This is a genomic window from Varibaculum cambriense (assembly GCF_032557235.1).
GTDB classification, from domain to species: Bacteria; Actinomycetota; Actinomycetes; order Actinomycetales; family Actinomycetaceae; genus Varibaculum; species Varibaculum cambriense_C.
In genome coordinates this window covers 142424-164344 of record NZ_JAWGMB010000004.1, presented here as the reverse complement: position 1 = coordinate 164344, position 21921 = coordinate 142424, and the positions used below count along the sequence as shown (strand labels likewise).

Below are 21921 nucleotides of genomic sequence, written 5' to 3'. Positions count from 1 at the left end.
TGGGTCCTATAACCCTAAAAACACCTAGCGCGTTAGGCGCGAGATACTATCGGGGATCCCGGCGCCCATCTTTTAGAGAGCGCAGGAAAGCGATCCGTTTTTCATGTCGCGCGATCATCTGATCAATCAGGGCGCTTACCTTCCCACGCCACGGTTTTCCGCTTTGGCTGACCAGGCGAGACCGCCACAGCGGTGCTTGCCCCAGTGCCAAATGATCCGGTAAAGAAGTGTCGGCGGGAACGTCAAGATCCACGGCTCCACTGATCCGATGGTGTGCCCAATCCAAAGTTAGCGGCTCCGATAACGATACGTAGTTGGGGCGTTCAGTAGCATGTACGTCCTCAGCTTCGCTAACTTTGAGAGCTTTAGGAGGATTGGCGATAAAAGCGCAAGCAATCAGCATCACTCGGGAAAGCAAGTTAATCCACAGCAACAGGGTGGCAATGGCGGCAAAAGAAGCTAGCAGCGGGTTATCAACTGAGCCTACTGCTGAGGTTCCCAGAGACCTTATCAAAGAAGCTACTAGCCCAAACCCTGCTAGCCCCCACCAAAGATCAGTTTTTGGTGCTCTAACTAGTGCCACGAAACGAATCAAGATCCAAAGGATCAACCCGTCGATAGCGGCACTAATCAGAAAAGAACCGATCCTGATCATCATGGAGGCGAGTGCGGATTCTAGTCCGATTGCCGAAAAGACTTGAGTGCCGATAACCGTATGCGCCAAAGTTAAAATCCCGGTTGCTCCTACTCCCAAGGCAATAGCCACAAAGCCTAGTAAGTCGCGTAGTTTTTCGCTTGCCGCACCAGAAGGCACCTGATCAATTCCAAACATGGCGCGAATGGAAGACTTCATGGCGTGCATCACCGAAGTAGCGGAAAACACTAATACTACGACCGCCACGATTCCGGTTATGGAAAAAGAGGTGGAAACTACCAGATCGGAGGGATTAACAATCCCAGAGGATCCTTTCCATTCCAGTACTCCAGGAAGGGAAGATGCGAGGGAAGAAAATACCGCATCTTGTAATTGGGGACTGCGCCCTAGTACTCCTAGAAGCACGGTGATTCCAATAGTTAGGGCAGCAGCGAGAGAAAAGATCGCAGAATAAGCGATACCTCCAGCCAGTAGCGCGCCGCGACCATTACCGTAACGCGTAAGAGAACGCATAATTCGCAGGCGTTGCAACCAAGAAACAAATAGTTTGACTTTATCTATAAATCCGGATTCGGCTTTCACCTCGATAAAGCTAGGTGAAAATTGCTCTCGGTGGCGGTCGCGAACGGAAATCTCGGGGGAGTTACTGGTTTTTTTCATACTCTCAATCTAACGGTTTTGCTGTGGTTAGTCGCATTCAGTCAAACGAACAAAAGCGCGCGAAGAAAAAGACAAATAGCAACAAAATAGGGTAATCTAGAGGAAAGTTTCCTCTACCAGCGGAGAGAGCCATGCTAGCGCATCAGCGGCACGACGAAATCTTACGGCAAATAAATAGTAATGGATCAGTGCGGGTTACCGATCTGGTAACTGAGCTCGGCGTATCTGAAATGACGGTGCGCAGAGATATTAGTCTGCTCGCAAATCAAGGGAAATTAGAGCGCGTTCATGGAGGGGCGGTTCGTTTGGAAGGCGAAAGCTTGCCCGCTTCAGGTAGCGGTGCTGCTTCTAGCGACGAAGAAAAGATACTGGCTGAAGCGGCGGCTGAAACTATTCGCCCGGGCTCTAAGCTTTTTATCGGTGCAGGTGGGAGCGGTCGTTGCCTCGCTAAAATAATTAGTGAAAGTGAAATCTTCTCGTCTTTGACAGTGGCAACCAATTATTTGCCTGCGATGCGGATTCTTGATGAAGCCCAACAGATGCAGCGAGACAACGGCAGGGCTCACGCTGAAATTATTTTCTTCGGCGGACAGCCGGTAGATCATGAAACCTTAGGTTCTCCTAGCGTGATTACCGCCTACAATTTTCATTTTCATTCCGTATTTATTGAAGCCGAAGGAATTGATACTCAAACTGGTCTTAGCTGCAATAATCTGGACAAAGCGATGCTGGAAAAAGTGCTAATAGAAAACAGCGAGTTCGCCACCATTATGGTGCCAACCTCAGCATGGCGAAGGTCGGCGCTAGGAGTAGTTTGTCCCCTAAAAAAGCTTTCACGAGTAATATCGGTTAGTGCCCCACCGAGCGGAATAGCTGAGAGCCTCAACGAGGCGCAAGTAATGGTGGATATTTGCCAGCCCTAGTCGAGCCTAATCTTCACTCGGACTATGCGCGATACTTTTAAATTATGAGCCTACATGTAATTATTCCTGCCGGAGGTCCTGGAAGCCGTCTCTGGCCAGTTTCGCGAGTTGGTAAACCTAAGTTTTTACTCGATTTACTGGGGGAAGATCGTAGCCTCTTGCAGGCGACTGTTGACCGACTTTCGCCTCTGGCATCGTCGCTAACGGTAGTAACTGGCACCAGCCATGCCGAGGCCGTTTCCTCCCAAAATCTGAATGCACGGCTAAAAGCGAGTGCGAAAGAACAATACCGGATTCTGGAAGAACCCAGTCGAAAAAACTCTCTCGGTGCGATCGCTTGGGCAGCGGGTAGGCTACAAGAAAAATATGGGGCGGTGATTGCCGGGTCTTTTGCTGCTGACCACGCGATAAAAAATGTTGCCGTTTTCCGCAACGCCGTATCGGCTGCGGTTAAGGCGGCAAGGGAGGGGAAAATCGTAACTATAGGAATAGCTCCTAGCTATCCTGCTACTGCTTATGGTTACATCCGCGCTTCCGATAGGGTATTAAGCCCGGACAATAGCCAGCCGCAAGTCTTTGACGTAAAAGGTTTTAAAGAAAAACCTTCACGGTTCCAAGCCGAGAGTTATCTAGCGTCGGGAGGCTATTTTTGGAACGCCGGAATGTTCGTGTTCAACACCGAGGTGTTCCTGTCACACCTAAATAATTTGCATCCTCAATATTATGAAACGATCCAAGAAATGGTGCGAGTGAACCCGGGGACTGTAGAGTTTGCGGAGCTTTGGGAATCACTGCCTTCCTATCCCATAGACACTGCCATCGCAGAACCAGTAGCTAGCGAGGGTGGGGTGGCCGTAGTCGCTGCTGACAACTTCGGTTGGTCCGATGTGGGCGATTTCGCTTCTTTGCGCCGAACTATTGCTGGTGATGCCCCCGAAAGCTCCATTGTTCGCGGTAGCGGCGAAACTCAGTTACTGGCCAGCCCGGGAGCTTTTATTGATCACGACGGTAAAGAAAAGCTGGTGGTGTTGGGAATACCTAACGCGGTAGTGATTCGCCGCGCAGATGTAACCCTGGTTACTACTGCCCAATATGCGCAAGAGCTAGGGGACGTGGTGGCAGAACAAGGGGAACTGCAGTGAAACTATGGCGCCAGTTAGGGGCAGCGTTGGCAGTATCTTTGAGCCTATCTGCCTGTGCCGGAACCAATGTGGCACCGGCTGGTTACATAAATGCGGCAGATTTTCGTACCTGTCTGCTTACTTTAGGTGAGGGGGGAACTGGTTCCATTAACGATAAGGCCATCACTGCGCTAGAGGATGGTAAAAAACGTTTAGGGGTGGCCTCACGCCGCACTAGTCTCGATTCGCCAAAGAAGATTGAAAAAGCTATTGCTCGCGATATTTCTGCCAACTGCTCGTTGATTATCGGGGTAGGAGAAGCCTTCGTTCAGCCTCTAATGGAACAGGCAAAATATCACCGAGCGCGCCATTTTGCGCTGCTGCTTCCTCCCGGAACTACCGCCCAGGCGACTCGCGAAAACTTGGCCATCATTACCTACGATTTGAGTCAACCCGCCTATGTAGCAGGTTTTATCGCGGCCGGTACTTCCGCAAGTGGAAAAGTGGCAGTAGTTGCCGGAGAGAAAAACCAGATTAATAGCACCCTGATTTCCGCATTTTCCCAAGGGGTAGCTCGCTACAACTCAGAGCAGGAACAGGAAAATGGGCAGTCCCTAAAAGTTAAAGTGATTCCCGGGGGAAACCGCTTCTATCTGGGAGGAAACGCGAATAAAGCGAGAGTAAAATCCCAGACCGAGGCGGTAATAAAACAGGGGGCGGATGTAATATTTTTCGCGGAGGGTGCGCAAAATCCCGCTGGTTTAGAAGCCATTATTAAAGCGAATGCAGATAAAGAAAAAGCTGAGCAGGCGGCGGAAGAAGCTAGTAGACAAACTGCAAAACCTACCGAGGGTGAAAGCGCCAGCCCTACTCCCTCGGAAAGTTCTCCTACGCCTAGTGTCAGCACATCTACTGCCACTCCGCAGATAATCGATTCGGTGGAAAACATTACTGCAATTTGGTATCTAACTGACGGACACGAAACCCAGTATAATCTACCAGCAGGGCGGCCACCGGTCTTGACTTCAATAGTTCCTGACCTGTCTCAAGCAATGATTTCTCTGATTGAAGAGGCGCGTAAGGATAGGTTTGCGGCGAACTCTACGCAGATCGTCGGAACCTACCGGAACGGATGGGTAGGACTAACTCCGTTTTATGAATATGGTTCCACCGTGCCTAATGAGGTAAAGAAAAACTCGCAGATTATTGAGGAAGAATTCCGCCAAGGAACCCTGACACTCTAGGGGTTTTTGAGGCAGCGGTAAGTAACCGAAGTAACCGAGCCAGGGTGCCAGCCACGAACCTGCGGCTTACTGGGGGGCGAGCTAGACTTCGTCAGGATAGAGCTCGTGAATAGCTACCGCTAGATCGATAACCTCCTGTTTACTCATCTCGATCACGAGGCGTCCGCCCCCTAAAGCAGGTAGACGTAACACGACTTCCCGGCCGGCTTCGGTGCGAACTCCGTCCTCGGCTACTTCTAACGGACCATCTCCGGTTCGTGGTTTCATTGCGGCCATGCTAACCCCCAGAGAGCTAAATAAAAACGGCTGAAACAGCGATTACCTAGCTAATTATAGCAGATGAAGACCTATACCCGCCTTGCACCTCGGCTACGCCTTGGTGATCCCGGTTAGGGCAGGCCAGGGAAGCTAGTAGTAAAAGTGGACGCTAGGGAGCAGAATTACAGATCTTCGGGAGCTTTACCGATAATCTCTAGAGCTTCGGCGGGGGTATCAACCAGCTGTATGGACGCCAATTCCTCCTCCGTAATCATTCCCAACCCGATTGCCTGGTCTTTTATCCAAGCAAGGAGACCACTCCAATAGCTGCGTCCTACTAGTACGATGGGGAAGGACTGGATTTTTCCAGTTTCTGCCAAGGTGACGGCTTCAAATAGCTCGTCTAAGGTACCGAATCCTCCCGGTAAAACCATAAAACCTTGCGCGTATTTCACGAACATGGTTTTGCGAGCGAAAAAGTAGCGGAAATAAATCCCCAGCGAGACCCAATCATTGAATACTTGCTCGTGCGGTAGCTCGATTCCTAGCCCCACGGCAATGCCTCCGGCTTCGGTACAGCCTTTACAGGTGGCCTCCATTTGTCCCGGTCCGCCACCGGTAATCACCGACCAGCCGGACTGAGCTAGGAGCCGGCCAGTTTCTTCCCCCAAAGCGTATTCGGGGGCGTCCGGGGACGTGCGGGCAGAACCGAAAACTGAAATAGCTGGCCCTAGTTCCGCCAAGGCTCCGAATCCCTCGATAAATTCGCTTTGAATTCTCAGTACCCGCCAAGTGTCATTATGGAGCCAGTCAGTATCCTTTTGGGGACTAAGTAGCCGCTGCTCCGATGTCTCAGTAGGCATTAGGGCGTTACTCATTTGAATGGGACCGCGACGGTACACGCCATCATTTTTAAAACTTCTCACTCGCGAAGCATACCAGTAAGCAGTTGAACCCTTAGTTAACACCGCCGAAACATTCGGTAGCTCGCCACTGCAATGTAAGAAAAGCTGCTAGTAGTGGCCGGTAAACGTTAACTAAAACGTTCCTTCAAAGGATAGAAAGCCCGCCAGCCTACTCAGGTGGGCAATAAACCCCGACAGCTAGACCATCACCACAGGTGAGCACATTGGCAATGAAACGTTCATCGTTCAGCAATCCGGTAACCGCTTGCCGCATTTGGGTGGTTTCCATTTCGCGGCGCGCCGGATCTCCTACCTGATCCATCCAGAGGGCGTGCACGATTGCCACCATACCGCCGGGACGTAGAATCCGAGTTGCTTGTTCAATATAGCTGGAAATTTCCCGGACGTCTGCATCAATCACCACCAGGTCGTAGGCGGCTCCTGCCATGCGGGGTAATACTTCCAGGGCATGACCATTAATGAGACGGGTACGATTTGATTTTTGGGTGGCGAGTCGGAAAGCGGTGCGGGCTGCTTGCTGGAACTCTGATTCGGAATCAATGGTGGTAAGTACTCCGTTCTCAGACATTCCAGCCAGCAGATATAAACCCGACACTCCCGCTCCGGTACCAATTTCGAAAACAGCTTTCGCACCACAGGCCGCCGATAGCATCCGCAAAGCAGTTCCGGTGGCTGGAGAAACCGGGGTAGCCCCCATTTCCACCGCGGCAGTTCGAGCCGCTGCGGTGATTTCATCCTCAACCACCTGAGACTCAGTCCAGTCCCAACTTAAAGCTTTGTTGTTATTCATTACGACTTCCTCGCTAGCGGATTTACGCTTGCAACCAGTTTATGTAACCAGCTCCGTAACTTACAGGGGTTTAACGCCCAGGTTTCGTCCGGCAAGAGAACGGGTACGCTTAGCCAGTGCCTTGGCGACCTGGTTAATAGCTTGGGAGGCCGGAGAATCAGGATGCATTGCCACTACCGGAGTTCCCTGGTCAGATCCTTCCCGCAAAGCGATATCTAACGGGACGTTCGCCAAAACGGGCACTTCGTATCCCAGTTGAGCGCTGAGGCGTCCGGCCACCATGTCTCCGCCGCCGGTACCGAATAAATGCAGTTTACTGCCATCTTCTTGCGGAAGATATGACATGTTTTCGATTACCCCGATGACTCGCTGTTCGGTTTGCGCTCCGATAACTCCAGCGCGCTCGGCAACTTCTGCTGCCGCCACCTGCGGGGTAGTTACCACCAGGATTTCTGAACCCGGCAGCAACTGGGAAATCGAAATAGCGACATCGCCGGTTCCCGGAGGCAGATCCAGTAGTAATACATCCAGGTCGCCCCAGTAAACATCCGCTAAGAACTGTTGGAGGGCGCGGTGTAGCATCGGGCCGCGCCAAACTACCGGCTGACCGTCCGGAACGAACATTCCGATAGAAATCACTTTTACTCCGCCGGCAACCGGGGGAACTATCATGCCGTCAATCACGGTAGGTTCTTCCTCGACTCCTAGCATTCTGGGAATCGAAAAACCATAAATATCAGCATCTAGCACCCCAACTTTGAGGCCTTGGGTGGCCAGAGCTAAAGCCAAGTTGGCGGTCATCGAAGATTTACCGACTCCGCCTTTACCAGAAGTAATCGCGTAGACTCGGGTTAGATTATCGGGTTGGGTAAAGGGAATCACATTTTGCGGCCCCGAAAGTTTTTCTTTCAGCGCAGCTCGCTGATCCTCATTCATGACTCCCATTCCTACTGTCACTGAACTTACGCCGGGAACTTTAGAAACTTCCTCTTGGACATCTTTTTCGATTACCGACTGCAGGGGGCAACCGGCGATAGTTAAATCAACACCGACTTTGACTGCGCCGTCCTCGCCAATAGAAATTTCGCGCACCATATCTAGGTCGGTAATTGCTCGTCCTAGTTCGGGATCGATTACCCGACTTAGTGCCTGCCTAATTGCGTCTTCGTTTAACTGACTCATGCCCTCCATCCTATATGGCGCAAGCCAATACCTCACTTTTAGCTAAGCTAATGGCGATACCGCTTAAGGCTCGCTTCAAAGGGTTCTTTGGGTAAGTTTGAACGGCTAAGGAGAGGTTCCTGGTGTCCGGACCGGTAAATAGATGATTATTCCTCGGTTTCGTGCCGTTTCCTCTGGTATTCCTCTTCCTTGAGCTCATCTAGAAGGTCGCGAAGTTCGCCTCGCACAAAATCTCGGGTGGCCACTTCCGACATTGATAGGCGTAGAGAAGCAATCTCTCGGGTGAGGTATTCGATTTCGGCATGATTCTTTTCCGCGCGGCGTCGGTCTTGTTCCGCAGAGACTCGATCGCGGTCATCTTGCCGGTTTTGAGCCAACAAGATCAGGGGAGAAGCATAAGAAGCCTGCAGGGAAAGCATGAGAGTCAGGGCAGTAAATCCCAGGGAAGCACTGTCGAAACGCCAGGCCTCTGGAGCCCAGGAGTTCCAAGCTAGCCACAAAACTACGAAAACCGTCAGGTAGACCAGGAACTGCGGGGTTCCTTGGAAACGAGCGAAAGACTCGGAAACTTGTCCGACGCCCTCTGACTGTAAATTGATACGCGGGAGCCGAAAACGACGTTTCCTTTCGCGGGGAGTGTCAAGCCTGTCCGCCATCTTCGATCCTTTCTCTTTCCATCGCTAAATCGGTTTCGTCTTCGTCCGCATCGCGCCAATCCTCAGGTAGGAGGTGATCGAGGACGTCATCGACACTAACTGCCCCTAAAAGATGGCGATTCTTATCAACTACCGGAACCGCGGTTAGGTTATAGGTAGCAAGCAGCCTGGTCACGGTGCCGATACCGGCAGACGGATCCACTCCCTTAAGATCGTCATCTAGGATCTGACCCACCAAGGTTTGGGGAGGCTCGCGGAGGGCTTTTTGGATATGGACTGCCCCCAAGAAACGGCCGGTCGGAGTCTCGGTGGGGGGACGGCACACGCATACCATTGCTGCCAGCGCCGGGGGAATATCTTTGCGCCGCACGTGGGCTAATAAAGTGGCTACATCCGCATCAGGGGGCAAAATCACGGGAGTGGTGGTCATCAAGCCCCCGGCGGTACGTTCCCCATAAGCCATTAGGCGCCGCACATCCGCAGCCTCTTCAGGTTCCATTTCTGCCAATAAAATCTGCGCCTGTTTTTCGGGCAGTTCATTGACCAAGTCGGTGGCATCGTCAGGTTGCATCACATCCAAAATATCGGCGGCTCGCGCCACATCAAGAGAGGTGAGGATAGAGACTCGATCTTCTTGACCTAGCTCTTCGAGTACGTCAGCTAATCGGTCATCTCCCAACTGTGCTGCCACCTCTAAGCGTCGCACTTCGGGCAGATCAGCCAGGACATCGGCCACATCGGCGGCCTTGGCGTCCTCCAACTGAGCTAATAGGGTGGTTGCCTCCTGGGGGAGTACTGATTTACGCAGGTGAGAGACTTCTGATGGGTCAATTAGCATGGTTTCTCCGCGGCTAAGAGCCAGCGCAGAAGTTACTCGCTGCACATAGAGTTTGGTGATATACCAGTCACGGCGATCGTCTTGTTCCATACACATGTCCTGGATTTTCACGTCTCCAGAACCATCTCGCATAGCCAAGACCCGATCCATAAGTTCGCCCATCACCATGGTCTCTGCTACCCGCTGTTGGAACTGACGAATATTAACCAGTCCCGTGGTAATAACTTGCCCAGGTTGGATCGCCACTATCCGGGTTACCGGAACGAACACCCTCCGGTGCCCGGCCACTTCAACCACCAAACCCACCACCGTGGGCAGGCCGGTAAAACGCAAAACAATAATTACATCGGTTACCCTACCGATTTCATCTCCTACCGGGTCAAATACGCGAGTTCCTGCCAGTTTGCCAATGAAAATGCGTGAACCGATGGGTTTGATTGAATGCTTGGCGTGCTCCATATCTCTAACTCTACTTGAAGATTCCAGCAGGTAAGATTTAAGCCAACTTGCAGTGATTTCTTTAGCGGAAACTATCCGTCTGTTAGCAGGTCAAGCGGGGTAGCAGGATTCGCCGGCGGCAGAATTTACGGGCATTACGGGCATTAGTTTTGCAATGCGTTGATACTCAATAGACACTTAGGCTATGGCTTTTCCTCTAAATCGCACGGTAACCGCAGCTTCCCAGGGGCAGGATTTAGCGATCTTTTCCTCGAAAGAAGACGTAGAAGAAGCCATTAATTACTTAAAAACCAAAGATTTCCCACTGCAGCAACTTCTGGTACAAGAACGCGGGCTAACTCGTTCCAATCAAGTAGTTGGGATTGTCACTTGGCCGAAGGCTCTCCTCGCTGGGTTTTCTCGTGGCCTGATGATGGGAATTTTCTTTGCACTATTATTTGTGCTTTGGAAACCTTCCTGGGCGGTTTTTGCGCCCCTAGTGATTGCAGCTTTCGCACTTCTGACCGCAATTGAGCGTCTAGTTGCCTGGGCGTTTCGCTCTTCAGATGCCGGGTATCCGGTCGCCTATGCCTCCTCCCTCACCGGACAAGAGCACGTACTAATGACCGCTGCCGATTACTATATTGCCCGGCGTCACCTCTTGGATGATTCTCGCTTCCAAGCGGCAGTAGTAGAACAGGATGTCCCTAGCCACGTAGATGATGGCCCTACCCAGTTCGGATCCCGCCTTGATGAGCGTCCGCGTTTCGGGGTGCGCCTTAGTCCGCAGGCTCGCAAGCAACTGCGGGCGCAGCAGACACAGGAAAACGAGCAGGATCCCGCCACTGGCTCGCGTAGCCCTAAAGTAGCAGCTCCGCAAACTCCTAAAACGGATGCGAAAGATCTAGCCGGGCAGCCCCTAGAGGGGCAAACCGGACAGGTGGATCCCGAAAACAGTGAGCTAAACGACGCTCATTAGCACTGGTAGAGGCCTCAGGGGTATATTTAAGGAAGTTCCGGCGCTGCGACCCTAATCCCGCCGGTTTTTTCATGCCCGAGTTAACGCTTGGAACCGAATAAGGAGGCGCGGATGAAGGTTCGCCAGAATTTACGAAATGTGGCAATCGTTGCCCACGTAGACCACGGAAAAACTACCTTAGTAGACAAAATGCTCTGGGAATCGGGTGCCTTCGGTGACCATGCCAGCGTAGAAAAAACCGGCGAACGAGTGATGGATTCTGGCGATTTGGAACGGGAAAAAGGGATCACTATCCTGGCGAAAAACACTGCCGTCCACTATGCGGGTAAAGCTGCGCAAAATGTGGGAGTGAGTGAAGGTATCACCATTAACGTGATCGACACCCCCGGGCACGCTGATTTCGGGGGAGAAGTAGAGCGCGCTCTCTCGATGGTTGATGGGGTAGTGCTGTTGGTAGATGCGGCCGAAGGCCCCCTGCCGCAAACTCGATTTGTACTGCGCAAAGCGTTGGCTGCTCGTCTACCGGTGATCGTGGTAATTAATAAGGTTGACCGCCCAGATTCTCGGATAGAAGAAGTGGAAACTGAAACCGTTGACCTGCTATTGGCCTTAGCGCAAGACCTGGTTGACGAGGGCGAAGAAGTAGATTTAGATTCCTTGCTGGATGTTCCGGTGCTGTATTGTTCGGCAAAAGCTGGATGTTGCTCCTGGGTAAAACCGGCTCGCGGGGAACTGCCAGGAAGCGACCTCCACGATCTGTTCGATGCCATTATTAACCGGATTCCTGGACCGGAATACGACCCGGATGCTCCCTTGGCTGCTCATGTTACTAACTTGGATTCTTCGCCCTTCCTAGGACGCCTGGCTTTGCTGCGGATTCACAACGGTACTTTGCGGCAAGGAGAACACGTAGGTTGGGCACGCCACGACGGCTCAATCACCGATGTGAAGCTAACTGAGTTGCTAGCCACTTTTGGTTTGGAACGTAAAAGCGTCGAGGAAGCCCACGCCGGAGATATTGTGGCGGTAGCGGGCATTCCAGAAATCACCATTGGGGAATCCTTGGTGGATCTAGATAATCCTCAGCCTCTACCGCTGATAAAAGTAGATGACCCTGCTATCTCGATGACTATCGGTACCAACACTTCTCCGCTGGCAGGCAGGGTTAAAGGGCACAAACTCACGGCGCGGCAAGTTAAAGATCGCCTAGATCGCGAACTCATCGGGAACGTGTCCTTGAAAGTACTGCCCACCGAACGCCCGGACGCCTGGGAAGTACAAGGGCGGGGAGAACTGGCATTAGCAATTTTGATTGAGCAGATGCGCCGGGAAGGATTTGAGCTAACTGCCGGTAAACCTCAGGTGGTAACCAAAGAGATTGACGGGAAAACCTATGAGCCGATGGAGCAAATGACCATTGATGTTCCCGAAGATTACCTAGGTAAAGTCACCGAGCTAATGGCGGCGCGTAAAGGGAAACTGCAGACTATGTCGAATCATGGTACCGGCTGGGTGCGCCTGATTTTCCGGGTTCCGGCTCGCGGTCTTATTTCCTTCCGTTCTAAGTTCCTAACCGAGACTCGCGGATCGGGGATTGCTTCTTCTATTGCTGACGGTTACGCCCCTTGGCAAGGCACAATTACCCGGCGCCAAAGCGGTTCTTTGGTGTCAGATCGTGCCGGAAAATCCACTCCCTATGCCCTGATCCAGCTGCAAGAACGAGGAAGCTTTATTATTCAACCGGGCAGCGAAGTCTATGAGGGGCAAGTAGTGGCAGAAAACCCACGCGGGGAGGATATGGATGTCAATATCACTCGCGAAAAGAAGCAAACCAATATGCGCTCTTCGACTGCCGATGCCTTTGAGGGGTTGGTACCTCCTCGGGTACTTACCTTGGAGGAATCTTTGGAATTTGCGGCCGAGGACGAATGCGTGGAAGTTACCCCCGAAGAGATCCGGATTCGCAAAGTGGTATTAAGTGCGCAGGATCGTTTCAAAATTGCCTCCCGCAGACGCCGTCAAGAACGCGGAGAATAGGTGATTTTTAAGTCATTCGGGGTGGCTAGATTTTCGGCGGGGGAGGAACCCTTTTCCCGGTGACCATCTTTTCTGCTGGGACGCACACCGGTCCTTTTCGGGTCAAAATAGTGACGCTATCAGGGCTTACGTCCAAAACTTCCCCGAGGGCATCATAGAGTCCGTCTGCTTCTCTCCGGCGCAAAACTACCCGTTCGCCTACTTTCCAAGATAGCCAAGGCAGGCGTGGTGGCGGTTTCTGATTGCCCACAAACTTCATAGTGAGATACTAGCAATATCGGAACCTAAGGAGAATATATGACTTACGTAATCGCTGAACCCTGCGTAGATGTTAAGGATAAAGCCTGTGTCGATGAGTGTCCCGTAGATTGTATTTACGAGGGAAAACGCTCGCTTTATATTCACCCTGAAGAATGCGTAGACTGTGGGGCTTGTGAACCGGTATGTCCGGTGGAAGCTATTTTCTACGAAGATGACTTGCCAGAAGAATGGGCAGATTACTATCGCGCTAACGTAGACTTTTTCGAACTTAAGGGCTTGGGATCTCCGGGAGGAGCCTCCAGTGTGGGCGCCACCGGCTATGACGATCCTATGATCGAGAAGCTACCTGCCCGCGAGGAATAATAGTTTCCTGTGCCGCGTTTCGGTTTTTGTTTTTACCTGTGGACGTGGCGGTTGGAGCTCAGGCGGCCGTCATAGGGTGAATGCATGAAGAACAGTGATTTGCCGCGTTCGCTAAACCTGCCAGTTTTTCCCTGGGATTTATTAACCCCCTACCGGGATGCTGCCGCCGCTTTTCCGGGGGGAGCCATAGATTTATCTATCGGAACCCCGATTGATGATTGTCCAGATAGCGCGAAAGCAGCGCTGCAGGCGGGTGCGGATAGTCCGGGTTATCCTGCAGTTGCCGGCAGTATCCAGCTGCGGCGTGCCATTGTGGGCTGGGCGCGCGAGAGGGGAATCAATTGCATAAATGAGGACTCTTGTCTGCCGACGGTCGGGTCTAAAGAACTTATTGCTTCTCTTGGCTGGCAATTGGGAATAGGCAGGGGAGATAAGGTCTTATTCCCCGAAATCGCTTACCCCACTTACGATATTTGTGCCCGACTTGCCGGTGCCCAAGGGATCGCGGTTTCCAATGATATTTCCACCTGGCCACGCGACGCCTCGTTGGTGTGGATAAATACTCCCGCGAATCCTACCGGTTGGGTGGCGGAAAAGAAGTGGCTGCGGGAAGTTGTTTCTTGGGCGCGAGAAGTAGGCGCTGTGGTTGCCAGCGATGAGTGCTATAGCGAATTAACCTACCGGGGAGAAGGACCGGCACCGTCGCTGTTGCAAGAAGATATCTGTGGGGGCAGCAGCGAGAATCTGCTACTGGTTTATTCGGTGTCAAAGGAATCAAATCTGGCCGGTTACCGTGCGGCTTTTGTGGCGGGGGATCAGGCTTTGATTTCAGCGCTGCTAGCGGTGCGCAAACACTGCGGACAGATAATGCCCGCTCCGGTACAGACCGCATTAACGCAGGTATTATCGGAACGCTCACAGGTTAAGGAACAAGTGGAACGCTATGCTCAGCGGCGCAAAGTGTTGGTGGCGGCGCTCGAACAGGCGGGACTTAAAATTGCAGAGGAATGCGAGGCCGGGCTTTACCTATGGACTTTTGATCCCGCGGACAAAGCCGATGAAAATGCGCATTTGGGGGCTCCCGGTAGCGGAGCAGATTGGCGTTTGTTAGAGCGTATGGCGCATCTGGGGCTGATAGTAGCCCCGGAAAGTTTTTACAACGCTCGGCCAGGATCTCATGTGCGAGTGGCTCTGTGCGTTAGCGATAACGAAATTCAGGAGACTGCCAAACGTTTAGTGAAATTTGCCTAAAAATGGTAAAGTCTTTAAAAAAGGTTGTATTCTTAAGGGTATTAAGTCCTATAGAGTGATAGTGGGAAGGCATAAGTCTCCCTTTTAGGGAAGGTTATTATAATGGTAGGAAATCAAAATAACACCCCAGAATTCAATGACTCCGGTCGGTTACCGGGAGTGTTGGAGGTCGGGGGTAAAACCATCGAGTTCCCACCCGTACAAGCCACCTGTGGTGATCAAGGCGTCGATGTTTCCAAGCTGCGTAATCAAACCGGGCTAGTGGCGCTTGATCCGGGCTTTTCCACTACTGCTTCCTGTACCTCGAAAGTGACTTTCATTGACGGTGGTAAAGGGATTTTACGTTACCGGGGTTACCCAATTGACCAGCTGGCACATCACTCCAGTTTCCTGGAAGTTGCCTATTTGCTCATCAGGGGGGAACTACCTACGCCCTCGCAACTAGACGAGTTCGTACGCCGAGTAAAACGTCAACGCCTGCTGCATGAAGATTTTCGAGCATTCTTTACTGCCTTTCCCTCAAATGGGCACCCGATGGCGATTTTGCAAGGTGGCATTGCCGGGATGGCTACCTATTACGAAGAAACCTTCGCGGATGTACATGATCCGGAGCTGCAGGATATTCAAGCCGTGCAGTTGCTGGCGAAAGTACCGACTATGATCTCGTATATCGCAAAGCGGGCGGCGGGTCTGCCGCTACTGTATCCCGATAATGAGCGTTCCTATGTAGAGGACTTTATTCGCTTGACCTTTGGTTTACCCTATCAGTCCTACGATATTGATCCGGCGATTATCAGAGCTTTAGAAGTACTCTTTATTTTGCATGCCGATCACGAACAGAACTGTTCCACTTCCACCGTGCGGTTGGTCGGTTCTTCGAATGCCAATATGTATGCCTCGGTTGCTGCCGGGGTGGGGGCTCTTTCTGGCCCGCTCCATGGTGGTGCGAACGAGGCGGTGCTGCGGATGCTGATTAATATTCGCGACAACCAGCTTTCTATTCCCGAATTCGTGGAAAAAGTTAAGAATAAGGAAAAGGGCGTAAAGCTGATGGGCTTTGGCCACCGCGTCTATAAAAATTATGATCCCCGGGCAGCAATCGTGCGGGAACAGGCGCATAACGTTCTGGATCGGATGGGTAAAAACAATGACCTGTTCGATCTAGCGATGGAACTGGAAGAAGTTGCTCTCTCGGATGATTACTTCATTGAACGTAAACTCTATCCGAACGTTGACTTTTATACCGGTCTGATTTATTCCGCTATGGGTTTCCCCACCAAGATGTTTACCCCGCTATTTGCCCTCGGGCGTCTGCCGGGTTGGATTTCCCAATATATAGAAATGCTGCATGATCCTATGACCCGTATCGGGCGTCCGCGCCAGGTATACCAAGGTGAACCGCAGCGTGACTATGTGCCGCTGCGGATGCGGGAAGCAAAATAGTAACCTCTATTTAGCCAGAATGCGGGTGAGGTCGCGGTAGCGGCCTCACCCGTTTTACAGTTCATCGATATGCTAGATTATTGATCAGATTTAGGGTAGGAGGATTAATGGCCGAGAACGCTGCATCGTTATCTGCAAATGAACTGGCATTTTACTCCGATCCTCTTTCTCCGTCCCCGGCTATGCGCGCCGGACGAATTCCTCGCCTGGCCAGTCTGGAAGTTCTGCTTTTTTCACTATTAGGACTGGTGGCTTCGTGGCAGTTATGGCGAACCGAAATAATTCACCGCTCCCAGCCAGAACGGGGACTAGGTTGTTCGATAAATAATGTGGTGGATTGTCGGGGTGCCATGGATTCGGCGGCCGGGCATCTTCTCTTCGGGATTCCCAATTCCATTTTTGGGATGGTACTGTTTGCAGTGCTCAGCGCAGCGGGAATCTACCTGCTGTGTGGAGGAAGATTGCCTAAATGGGGACTGATGGTTTTTGTTTTAGGAACCAGCGCCGGTTTGGGAGCGGTGCTGTTCTTCCTGGCGACCTCGGTATTTCAGCTGCGTTCCCTGTGCCCTTACTGCTTCTTAACCTGGCTGGCAACTATTTTTCTCGCCTGGCTATCCTATGCGCTCTGGGTAAGAACAGGGGCAAGTCCTACTCGCCCGCTAGAGGGCGCGCGCCGCCTGTTAGTAGGGTACTGGTGGTTAGGTGCTCTGCTTTGCATAGCGGCAATTGTTGCGGTGCTATTCGCAGTATTTGGTCTGCAGATTTTCCGTCTGTGACCTAAGGTTTAAAACGATGGACAGGAAATCAATTTCCGAGCAGACCGGGGACGAGGCGGCAACCTCGCGGGTAGTGCAAGACTATTTAAAGCGTCTTTTAGGAGCTACCGAATGGGGAGGAAGCTCCCTGTCAGTATCAGGACTGGCTCAAAAAATGGGGGTAGCACCCTCTACTGCCTCTGAAAATGTGCGCCGTTTAGACAAGTTGGGGCTGATCACTCACGTTCCCTACCGGGGGATTACCCTTACAGAAAAAGGGGAAAAGTTAGCGTTAAAAATGGTGCGAAAACACCGCATCCTCGAGACTTATCTGCACCAGAAACTGGGTTATCCCTGGGATCAGGTCCACGCGGAAGCAGAAGAACTAGAACACGCCGCCTCCGATAAATTAATCGCGGCCATGGAGCAGGCGCTGGGCAGTCCGCAGGTGGATCCCCATGGAGATCCCATACCCACCAGTGAGGGGCTCTTACCTAAAGTTTCGATGGTGCCGCTGGGGCAAGCTCCCTTAAATACCCCGGTAACCGTGGCCCGCATTAAAGATAGCCAGGCCGAATTACTGCGCTTCTTAGAATCGGTGGGGGTAGTTCCCGGTTGCCAGCTGCTACCCTTAGAAAATATTCCGGAAGCTGGAATAATGCGCCTACAGGTAGCGGGAAAAGAAATTACCTTGGGTAAACCGGCGGTAGCAGCAATTTGGGTTACTTCCTAATCTGCCGGTGCTATCTTAGTTCTTCGCGTGCTAGCTAGTTGCCGATAATTTTTAAGGTAGATCCTTTTTCTTTTGCGGCGATAACCTGAATCTGATCCGCGATTTCACCGCGTAACGTGTCCACGTGACTAATCAACCCCACAGTTCGCCCAGAAGCGGAAGTATTTTTTAGCGCCTCCATTACTAATTCGCGTTTACTGGTATCCAAAGTACCAAAACCCTCGTCAATAAACATTGAAGAGATTTCTATTCCACCAGCTTCCGCAGTTACCACTTCGGCAAGTCCCAGGGCTAACGAGAGGGAACAATAAAACAGCTCACCGCCCGATAAGGCCGATATTTCACGCACTTTATCGGAAGAGTTATCGGTGACTGCCAGGGATAATGCCTGGTTACGGCGCCGGGAAGATTCAGAGTCGCTACGGGAAAGCTGGTAGCGTTCTCCAGAAATATTTCCTAAATACGGATTGGCGGCACTTAAAACTTCTTCGAAACGATCTAAGAGCACCCAGGTAGCTAGGGGGGCGCGCAGCGCGGAACTTTCTTCACCTCTGGCTAGATTTGCGAAGGCAATTAGGGTGGCAGAATCGCTAATAGACTCTAAATATTGGGCGGCAGCGGATTGCAAGTCACTTACCGTGGCCTCCACCGTCTTCAATTGCTCTTGAACTTTCGCTAGTTCCGCCTGTTTCTTTTGGAAAATTTCTGCCTGGGCAGTGGCTTTTTCCGTTAGGGCTCCTAAATCTGGCAGTGCAAAGTCTGGGGCTCTCAGTTTTTGCATTCGGTCAGCCTTCAGCTTTACCTGGTTGGTCTGAAATGCCTGATCCCATTGCTGTACGACAGTTTTTAATTCTTGGTATTTATCTGTATCCAACAGGGCAGCTTGCGCCGCTTGAACATCCGGGAAATGCGCCCCAAGTAAAGCTTTCTCTAAACGTTGGCGCGCTTGCGATAGGCTCCCTAGGGCTTCCTTGGTGCTGGTCAGGTGCTTTACCAGTAAAGCCAGTTTCTTCTGGTCTTCACTTAGGCTGCGTTGGCGATCCAAAAGGTTGCTTGATTTCCCGGAAGCAGTAACTTCGGCGGTAATTTCATGAATCTGGTTCCGCGCGTTAAGGTACTTATTCTTTTCTAGGTTCGCGCCATTAACCGAGGCTCGTACCAAATCCCGATACTGCTGAGCCTGTTTTTCTATCTTAGCTAACTGTCGGTATACAGCTTTTAGCTCTTTTGCTTGCGCCTGCAGGTAGGCCACTTGGGAGTCAATCGTTTGTGCGTTTCCAGGCCAGCTTTGCCGGAGTCGTTGGATTTCATCCCGCAAACGGTCACGTTCCTTTCTTAGCTGGTCTTTTTTTTCTTGTAAAGTAGCCTCTGCCCCCGTTAACTGCTCTTTTAGATTGGTTAATCCGCTGAGGGATCGCTCCTCATTCGCATTCCCCAGGGCAGGATTAGGATGTGAGGGCGAACCACAAACCGGGCAGGGAGTGTCCGCTTCCAGGTGAGAAGCCAAAAGAATCGCCGAATCCACGAAAAAATCGCGCTCATATTCGACAGCGGCCGCCCCCCTGGTCGCCACCTCTTGTTCTAATGCCGGAAGTTCATTGACTTCGCTGCGAAAGCGTTTAAAATCTTGCAAGAAATGTTGGCGTTCCCCCTCGTATTGACGTAACTGGAGCTGTTTTTGCCGGGCGTCCTCGAAACCTAGTTGTTGTTTTTCTAGGCGCAGCTGCCGAATTTGTAGCGTCTGCAACTGGGGTGCTAACAGCGTGAACTCTTTAGCAGCTTGGGCCCCCGCTCGGGAATGTTCTATATACCCTTTGCGAGCATTGTTGGCGGCAGCTTCTAGGGTCTGGAGTTTTTTCTGTCGTTCAATCAGTGGCGCCAGTAACCCCAGCTCTTTAGAATTCTCTTCCTGTTGCTTGGCTACCTTTGCACTTAGGTTGTCTAGGGAAGTATCTGAGGCAGGTATCGGGCAAGTATTAAAAGGCGCGGGAGAAGTCTGTAGAGCTGATACCAGTTGCGCCTTCGCGGTAGCTAAGTTGTCTTGATAGCGCAGTTGTTCCTTGACTTCGGCATCTACTAGTTTTGCGCGCTCATGAAGTGCGATTTGTTTTCGATTAGTTTCTACGCCTTGCTGGCATTCCTGAAGCTCTTTTTCTTCCGCTAATAGGCGAGTAAGTTCCTGGAAGTCTTCCCTGAGGGTTTTTGCTGCTTCCTTTTTCTCTAAAGCCGCCCGGTAGCGGGCTCCTGCGGTTTTTACCTGCTGCCTTTGGGTATTTAGCCACTGGTAAGAGTGCGCGGCTGGCAACGGGTAGTAAGGTTCCCAAGATTTGATTAAATCTTCGTCTAAAACTTTCGGCAAAGATCTAAGGCTATTGTGCAAAGTTTCCAACTCGCTGCGGGAACTACCCACCGATTGCGCCAATTTATTCCAGTTATCAGCGAAAATCTCTAGCTTGCTGACAATAGTTGTCGAGCCTGCTTGAGCATTAGTTTCCGCCTGCCGGGCGCGCTCAGTGAATTCTTTTTGCATCCGCTCAAAGATTTGGGTGCCAAAAATTTGTTGCAAAATCTCTTGGCGTTCATCGGAGGATGCTCGTAAGAAACGAGAAAAAGCCCCCTGGGGCAAAATCACGGTCTGCAAAAACTGGGATTTAGTTAAAGGCAGTATGCGGGTAGCTAACTCCTCATTTACGGTTCGCGGTTGCGAGGCGATCGCATCGCCCGGATCCGCATCCTCACTGCTCAGACGCCACAGGCTTGCCTGTGCTGGTTGCGAGGTTGTCCCCGATCCGCGTTGTTTAGGTCGCTCATATTTGGGGGTGCGCCAAATCCGGTAAAGCTGTCCGCGAGCCTCAAAATCTAGCTGTACCCAACTGATTTGGTCATCACCTGCATAATCGGAGCGTAGACGGCTTTTTGAGGAGTTAGATTCCAAAGCCACATCGTTATAGAGGGCGAAAACAATGGCATCCAGAATCGTAGATTTTCCAGAACCAGTGGGGCCGTGAATCAAAAACAGACCTGAGCCGGTACCCAGTTTGGTGAAATCAATCGTTTCTTTACCGCCAAAAGAGCCTACGGCCTCGTAGCTAAGCTTTAAAATCCGCATTTAACTCTCCTCCCGCACCTGCTCATATATCTCTTCTACCAGTTGAGTTTCGCTTTCGGTTAGCTCTTTTCCCCCTCGTGCTTGCTTAAAAAAATCTTTAGCAAGCGCGGCGGGTCGGTAGCGATTAACCCGTAGGGAGCGGTGTTGTTCCTCCAGATTTGCCCGGGAAGTTTCATGCAAGATAGCTAAAGCTTTGGGAAAACGCCGCTTTAACTTGGTGACCAGATGGGCAGGCCGAGCCGGGTCAGTAACCGTAATTTCCAACCAATAGGAAGTGAATTCTTCATAGCGGGGGCTTGCGAGCAGGTTTTCAAAAGAATCTTTGATGCGACCTACCGGTCGAAATACCGGGGTGGACACTAGCTGGGGATCCAGATCCGGGGCAGCAGTATCTAATAGCACCACCGATTTAGGGGTGTGGCATTCCGAAAAAGAAAAAGTAATCGGGGAGCCGCTATAGCGTCCTGCAGATTGGTCGGTATGCAGTTTTTGTGGCACATGTAAATGTCCCAACGCTAGATAATCGGGTGCCGCTAAATCGGAAGCTGATTCGGGATCGGACTCCCCGTAGCGTTCAAATACTTGCAGGGGAACCGATTGCACCGTACCGACGGTGATGTCCCTTTCGCTATCACTGGCCGCGCCGCCTACGGCGAAAGCGTGTGCCATAACCATAGTGCGGTCAACGCGAGGAAGACGGCGTTGTGCTTTGCCTAATCGGCGCATGGCGGCCGCCACTACCGCTTCGTGCGAGCGTGGCAGGCGCGGAAGGGAATCTTCATCCGGATTATCTACTGTTGACTCGGGATTTTCTGCAGGTAGCGCTCCATCATAAAGGCTGGTACGCACCATATCGGGGTTGAGATAGGGGATTCCCCAAACCCGCAAGGTTTCACCGGAGTCCGAGATTTCCACCGGGCGGGTAATATCTGCTAAAGCGGTACGCAAATATAAGTTGCCGCGCACATAGGGAGCTAAAAATCCTAGTCTTTCCGCAGAATCATGGTTGCCGGGAGTCAAAATCACTGCGGTTAGTTCAGTTAGTTCCGCCAACGCCCCGGAAACAATCTCTAAAGATTCCAGCGAGGGAATAGCGCGATCGAAAACATCTCCAGATACCATTACTGCCTGGACTTTTTCTTCACGCACCAGCTGAGTAAGGAAAGAAAAAAACTGGCGATGCGCCGCAGCTAAATCTTCCCCATAAAGGGTGCGTCCCACATGCCAGTCAGAGGTGTGGATTAACTTCATACAATCGATTTTACTTATTTACCGGCTAGGGCCCGAGGCTTTCAGGTG

Annotated in this window: 20 protein-coding genes; 10 read left to right on the top strand and 10 right to left on the bottom strand. The window is 51.6% G+C overall.

Translation table 11 applies throughout. The features are described 5' to 3' along the window. Positions 1–46: 46 nt before the first annotated feature. On the bottom strand, positions 47–1315 hold the full coding sequence (locus tag E6072_RS04820; RefSeq protein WP_316694134.1) for a YhjD/YihY/BrkB family envelope integrity protein: 1269 nt from the start codon (positions 1313–1315) through the stop codon (positions 47–49). A gap of 131 nt (positions 1316–1446) precedes the next feature. Between E6072_RS04820 and E6072_RS04815 the strand changes: the two genes are divergently transcribed. The 3 genes from E6072_RS04815 to E6072_RS04805 are packed head-to-tail and all read left to right on the top strand — an operon-like array spanning position 1447 to position 4603. Next, positions 1447–2238: a DeoR/GlpR family DNA-binding transcription regulator gene (locus tag E6072_RS04815; RefSeq protein WP_288336261.1), complete on the top strand. Its 792-nt coding sequence runs from the start codon at positions 1447–1449 to the stop codon at positions 2236–2238. Between the two features lie 44 nt (positions 2239–2282). Beyond that, positions 2283–3380 (top strand): mannose-1-phosphate guanylyltransferase, encoded by a 1098-nt coding sequence (locus tag E6072_RS04810; protein WP_288336262.1) that lies wholly within the window; start codon positions 2283–2285, stop codon positions 3378–3380. Next, positions 3377–4603 (top strand): BMP family ABC transporter substrate-binding protein, encoded by a 1227-nt coding sequence (locus E6072_RS04805; protein WP_316694130.1) that lies wholly within the window; start codon positions 3377–3379, stop codon positions 4601–4603. The genes E6072_RS04810 and E6072_RS04805 overlap by 4 nt, the downstream gene beginning before the upstream one ends. A gap of 81 nt (positions 4604–4684) precedes the next feature. Here E6072_RS04805 and E6072_RS04800 read toward each other — a convergent pair whose 3' ends face one another. From E6072_RS04800 to E6072_RS04775, 6 genes are all read right to left on the bottom strand, one after another. Further along, entirely contained in the window at positions 4685–4879 is a 195-nt protein-coding gene (locus E6072_RS04800; RefSeq protein ID WP_022865121.1) for a DUF3117 domain-containing protein, read from the bottom strand. 164 nt (positions 4880–5043) lie between these two features. After that, positions 5044–5739 (bottom strand): TIGR00730 family Rossman fold protein, encoded by a 696-nt coding sequence (locus E6072_RS04795; RefSeq protein ID WP_288336290.1) that lies wholly within the window; start codon positions 5737–5739, stop codon positions 5044–5046. Between the two features lie 196 nt (positions 5740–5935). Then, positions 5936–6577, bottom strand: coding sequence for an O-methyltransferase (locus E6072_RS04790; RefSeq protein WP_288336266.1), 642 nt, complete (start codon positions 6575–6577; stop codon positions 5936–5938). Positions 6578–6637: 60 nt separating this feature from the next. Continuing rightward, the gene (locus tag E6072_RS04785; RefSeq protein WP_316694126.1) at positions 6638–7759 is read right to left on the bottom strand and encodes an Mrp/NBP35 family ATP-binding protein; all 1122 of its coding nucleotides are present in this window, start codon (positions 7757–7759) and stop codon (positions 6638–6640) included. A gap of 146 nt (positions 7760–7905) precedes the next feature. Continuing rightward, positions 7906–8415: a DUF1003 domain-containing protein gene (locus tag E6072_RS04780; RefSeq protein WP_316694124.1), complete on the bottom strand. Its 510-nt coding sequence runs from the start codon at positions 8413–8415 to the stop codon at positions 7906–7908. After that, positions 8399–9712, bottom strand: a complete 1314-nt coding sequence (locus E6072_RS04775; RefSeq protein ID WP_316694123.1) for a magnesium transporter MgtE N-terminal domain-containing protein — start codon at positions 9710–9712, stop codon at positions 8399–8401. The genes E6072_RS04780 and E6072_RS04775 overlap by 17 nt, the downstream gene beginning before the upstream one ends. 184 nt (positions 9713–9896) lie before the next feature. Here E6072_RS04775 and E6072_RS04770 point away from each other — a divergent pair, with 184 nt between their 5' ends. Then, entirely contained in the window at positions 9897–10670 is a 774-nt protein-coding gene (locus tag E6072_RS04770) for a general stress protein (protein WP_316694122.1), read from the top strand. 111 nt (positions 10671–10781) lie between these two features. Then, complete coding sequence (gene typA / locus E6072_RS04765; protein WP_316694121.1) at positions 10782–12707, top strand: translational GTPase TypA; 1926 nt, start codon at positions 10782–10784, stop codon at positions 12705–12707. Positions 12708–12732: 25 nt separating this feature from the next. Here typA and E6072_RS04760 read toward each other — a convergent pair whose 3' ends face one another. Then, positions 12733–12957 carry a hypothetical protein gene (locus E6072_RS04760; RefSeq protein ID WP_316694120.1) on the bottom strand — a complete coding sequence of 75 codons (225 nt, stop codon included), beginning with the start codon at positions 12955–12957 and terminating at the stop codon, positions 12733–12735. Between the two features lie 47 nt (positions 12958–13004). Between E6072_RS04760 and fdxA the strand changes: the two genes are divergently transcribed. The 5 genes from fdxA to E6072_RS04735 all read left to right on the top strand — a co-directional run bounded on the left by fdxA (position 13005) and on the right by E6072_RS04735 (position 17513). Next, positions 13005–13331, top strand: a complete 327-nt coding sequence (gene fdxA, locus E6072_RS04755; protein ID WP_024058741.1) for a ferredoxin — start codon at positions 13005–13007, stop codon at positions 13329–13331. Between the two features lie 84 nt (positions 13332–13415). Then, the gene (gene dapC, locus E6072_RS04750; RefSeq protein WP_316694119.1) at positions 13416–14582 is read left to right on the top strand and encodes a succinyldiaminopimelate transaminase; all 1167 of its coding nucleotides are present in this window, start codon (positions 13416–13418) and stop codon (positions 14580–14582) included. A 102-nt stretch (positions 14583–14684) separates the two neighbouring features. After that, entirely contained in the window at positions 14685–16025 is a 1341-nt protein-coding gene (locus E6072_RS04745; RefSeq protein ID WP_316694118.1) for a citrate synthase, read from the top strand. Between the two features lie 107 nt (positions 16026–16132). Further along, positions 16133–16801, top strand: a complete 669-nt coding sequence (locus E6072_RS04740; protein ID WP_316694117.1) for a vitamin K epoxide reductase family protein — start codon at positions 16133–16135, stop codon at positions 16799–16801. A gap of 16 nt (positions 16802–16817) precedes the next feature. Further along, the gene (locus tag E6072_RS04735; RefSeq protein ID WP_316694116.1) at positions 16818–17513 is read left to right on the top strand and encodes a metal-dependent transcriptional regulator; all 696 of its coding nucleotides are present in this window, start codon (positions 16818–16820) and stop codon (positions 17511–17513) included. A gap of 34 nt (positions 17514–17547) precedes the next feature. On the opposite strand, the gene E6072_RS04730 is transcribed toward E6072_RS04735, so the two are convergent. Beyond that, positions 17548–20622 carry an SMC family ATPase gene (locus E6072_RS04730; protein WP_316694115.1) on the bottom strand — a complete coding sequence of 1025 codons (3075 nt, stop codon included), beginning with the start codon at positions 20620–20622 and terminating at the stop codon, positions 17548–17550. Then, positions 20623–21873 (bottom strand): exonuclease SbcCD subunit D, encoded by a 1251-nt coding sequence (locus tag E6072_RS04725; RefSeq protein WP_316694113.1) that lies wholly within the window; start codon positions 21871–21873, stop codon positions 20623–20625. Positions 21874–21921: the final 48 nt, after the last annotated feature.

Excerpts from the sequence above, each read along its gene's own strand:
- E6072_RS04745 (WP_316694118.1), top strand. The coding sequence starts at position 14,685 with ATGGTAGGAAATCAAAATAACACCCCAGAATTCAATGACTCCGGTCGG.
- E6072_RS04770 (WP_316694122.1), top strand. The coding sequence starts at position 9,897 with ATGGCTTTTCCTCTAAATCGCACGGTAACCGCAGCTTCCCAGGGGCAG.
- fdxA (WP_024058741.1), top strand. The coding sequence starts at position 13,005 with ATGACTTACGTAATCGCTGAACCCTGCGTAGATGTTAAGGATAAAGCC.
- E6072_RS04810 (WP_288336262.1), top strand. The coding sequence starts at position 2,283 with ATGAGCCTACATGTAATTATTCCTGCCGGAGGTCCTGGAAGCCGTCTC.
- E6072_RS04795 (WP_288336290.1), bottom strand. The coding sequence starts at position 5,739 with ATGAGTAACGCCCTAATGCCTACTGAGACATCGGAGCAGCGGCTACTT.
- E6072_RS04800 (WP_022865121.1), bottom strand. The coding sequence starts at position 4,879 with ATGGCCGCAATGAAACCACGAACCGGAGATGGTCCGTTAGAAGTAGCC.
- E6072_RS04730 (WP_316694115.1), bottom strand. The coding sequence starts at position 20,622 with ATGCGGATTTTAAAGCTTAGCTACGAGGCCGTAGGCTCTTTTGGCGGT.
- E6072_RS04820 (WP_316694134.1), bottom strand. The coding sequence starts at position 1,315 with ATGAAAAAAACCAGTAACTCCCCCGAGATTTCCGTTCGCGACCGCCAC.
- E6072_RS04785 (WP_316694126.1), bottom strand. The coding sequence starts at position 7,759 with ATGAGTCAGTTAAACGAAGACGCAATTAGGCAGGCACTAAGTCGGGTA.
- E6072_RS04780 (WP_316694124.1), bottom strand. The coding sequence starts at position 8,415 with ATGGCGGACAGGCTTGACACTCCCCGCGAAAGGAAACGTCGTTTTCGG.
- typA (WP_316694121.1), top strand. The coding sequence starts at position 10,782 with ATGAAGGTTCGCCAGAATTTACGAAATGTGGCAATCGTTGCCCACGTA.
- E6072_RS04815 (WP_288336261.1), top strand. The coding sequence starts at position 1,447 with ATGCTAGCGCATCAGCGGCACGACGAAATCTTACGGCAAATAAATAGT.
- E6072_RS04725 (WP_316694113.1), bottom strand. The coding sequence starts at position 21,873 with ATGAAGTTAATCCACACCTCTGACTGGCATGTGGGACGCACCCTTTAT.
- E6072_RS04740 (WP_316694117.1), top strand. The coding sequence starts at position 16,133 with ATGGCCGAGAACGCTGCATCGTTATCTGCAAATGAACTGGCATTTTAC.
- E6072_RS04790 (WP_288336266.1), bottom strand. The coding sequence starts at position 6,577 with ATGAATAACAACAAAGCTTTAAGTTGGGACTGGACTGAGTCTCAGGTG.
- E6072_RS04775 (WP_316694123.1), bottom strand. The coding sequence starts at position 9,712 with ATGGAGCACGCCAAGCATTCAATCAAACCCATCGGTTCACGCATTTTC.
- E6072_RS04735 (WP_316694116.1), top strand. The coding sequence starts at position 16,818 with ATGGACAGGAAATCAATTTCCGAGCAGACCGGGGACGAGGCGGCAACC.
- dapC (WP_316694119.1), top strand. The coding sequence starts at position 13,416 with ATGAAGAACAGTGATTTGCCGCGTTCGCTAAACCTGCCAGTTTTTCCC.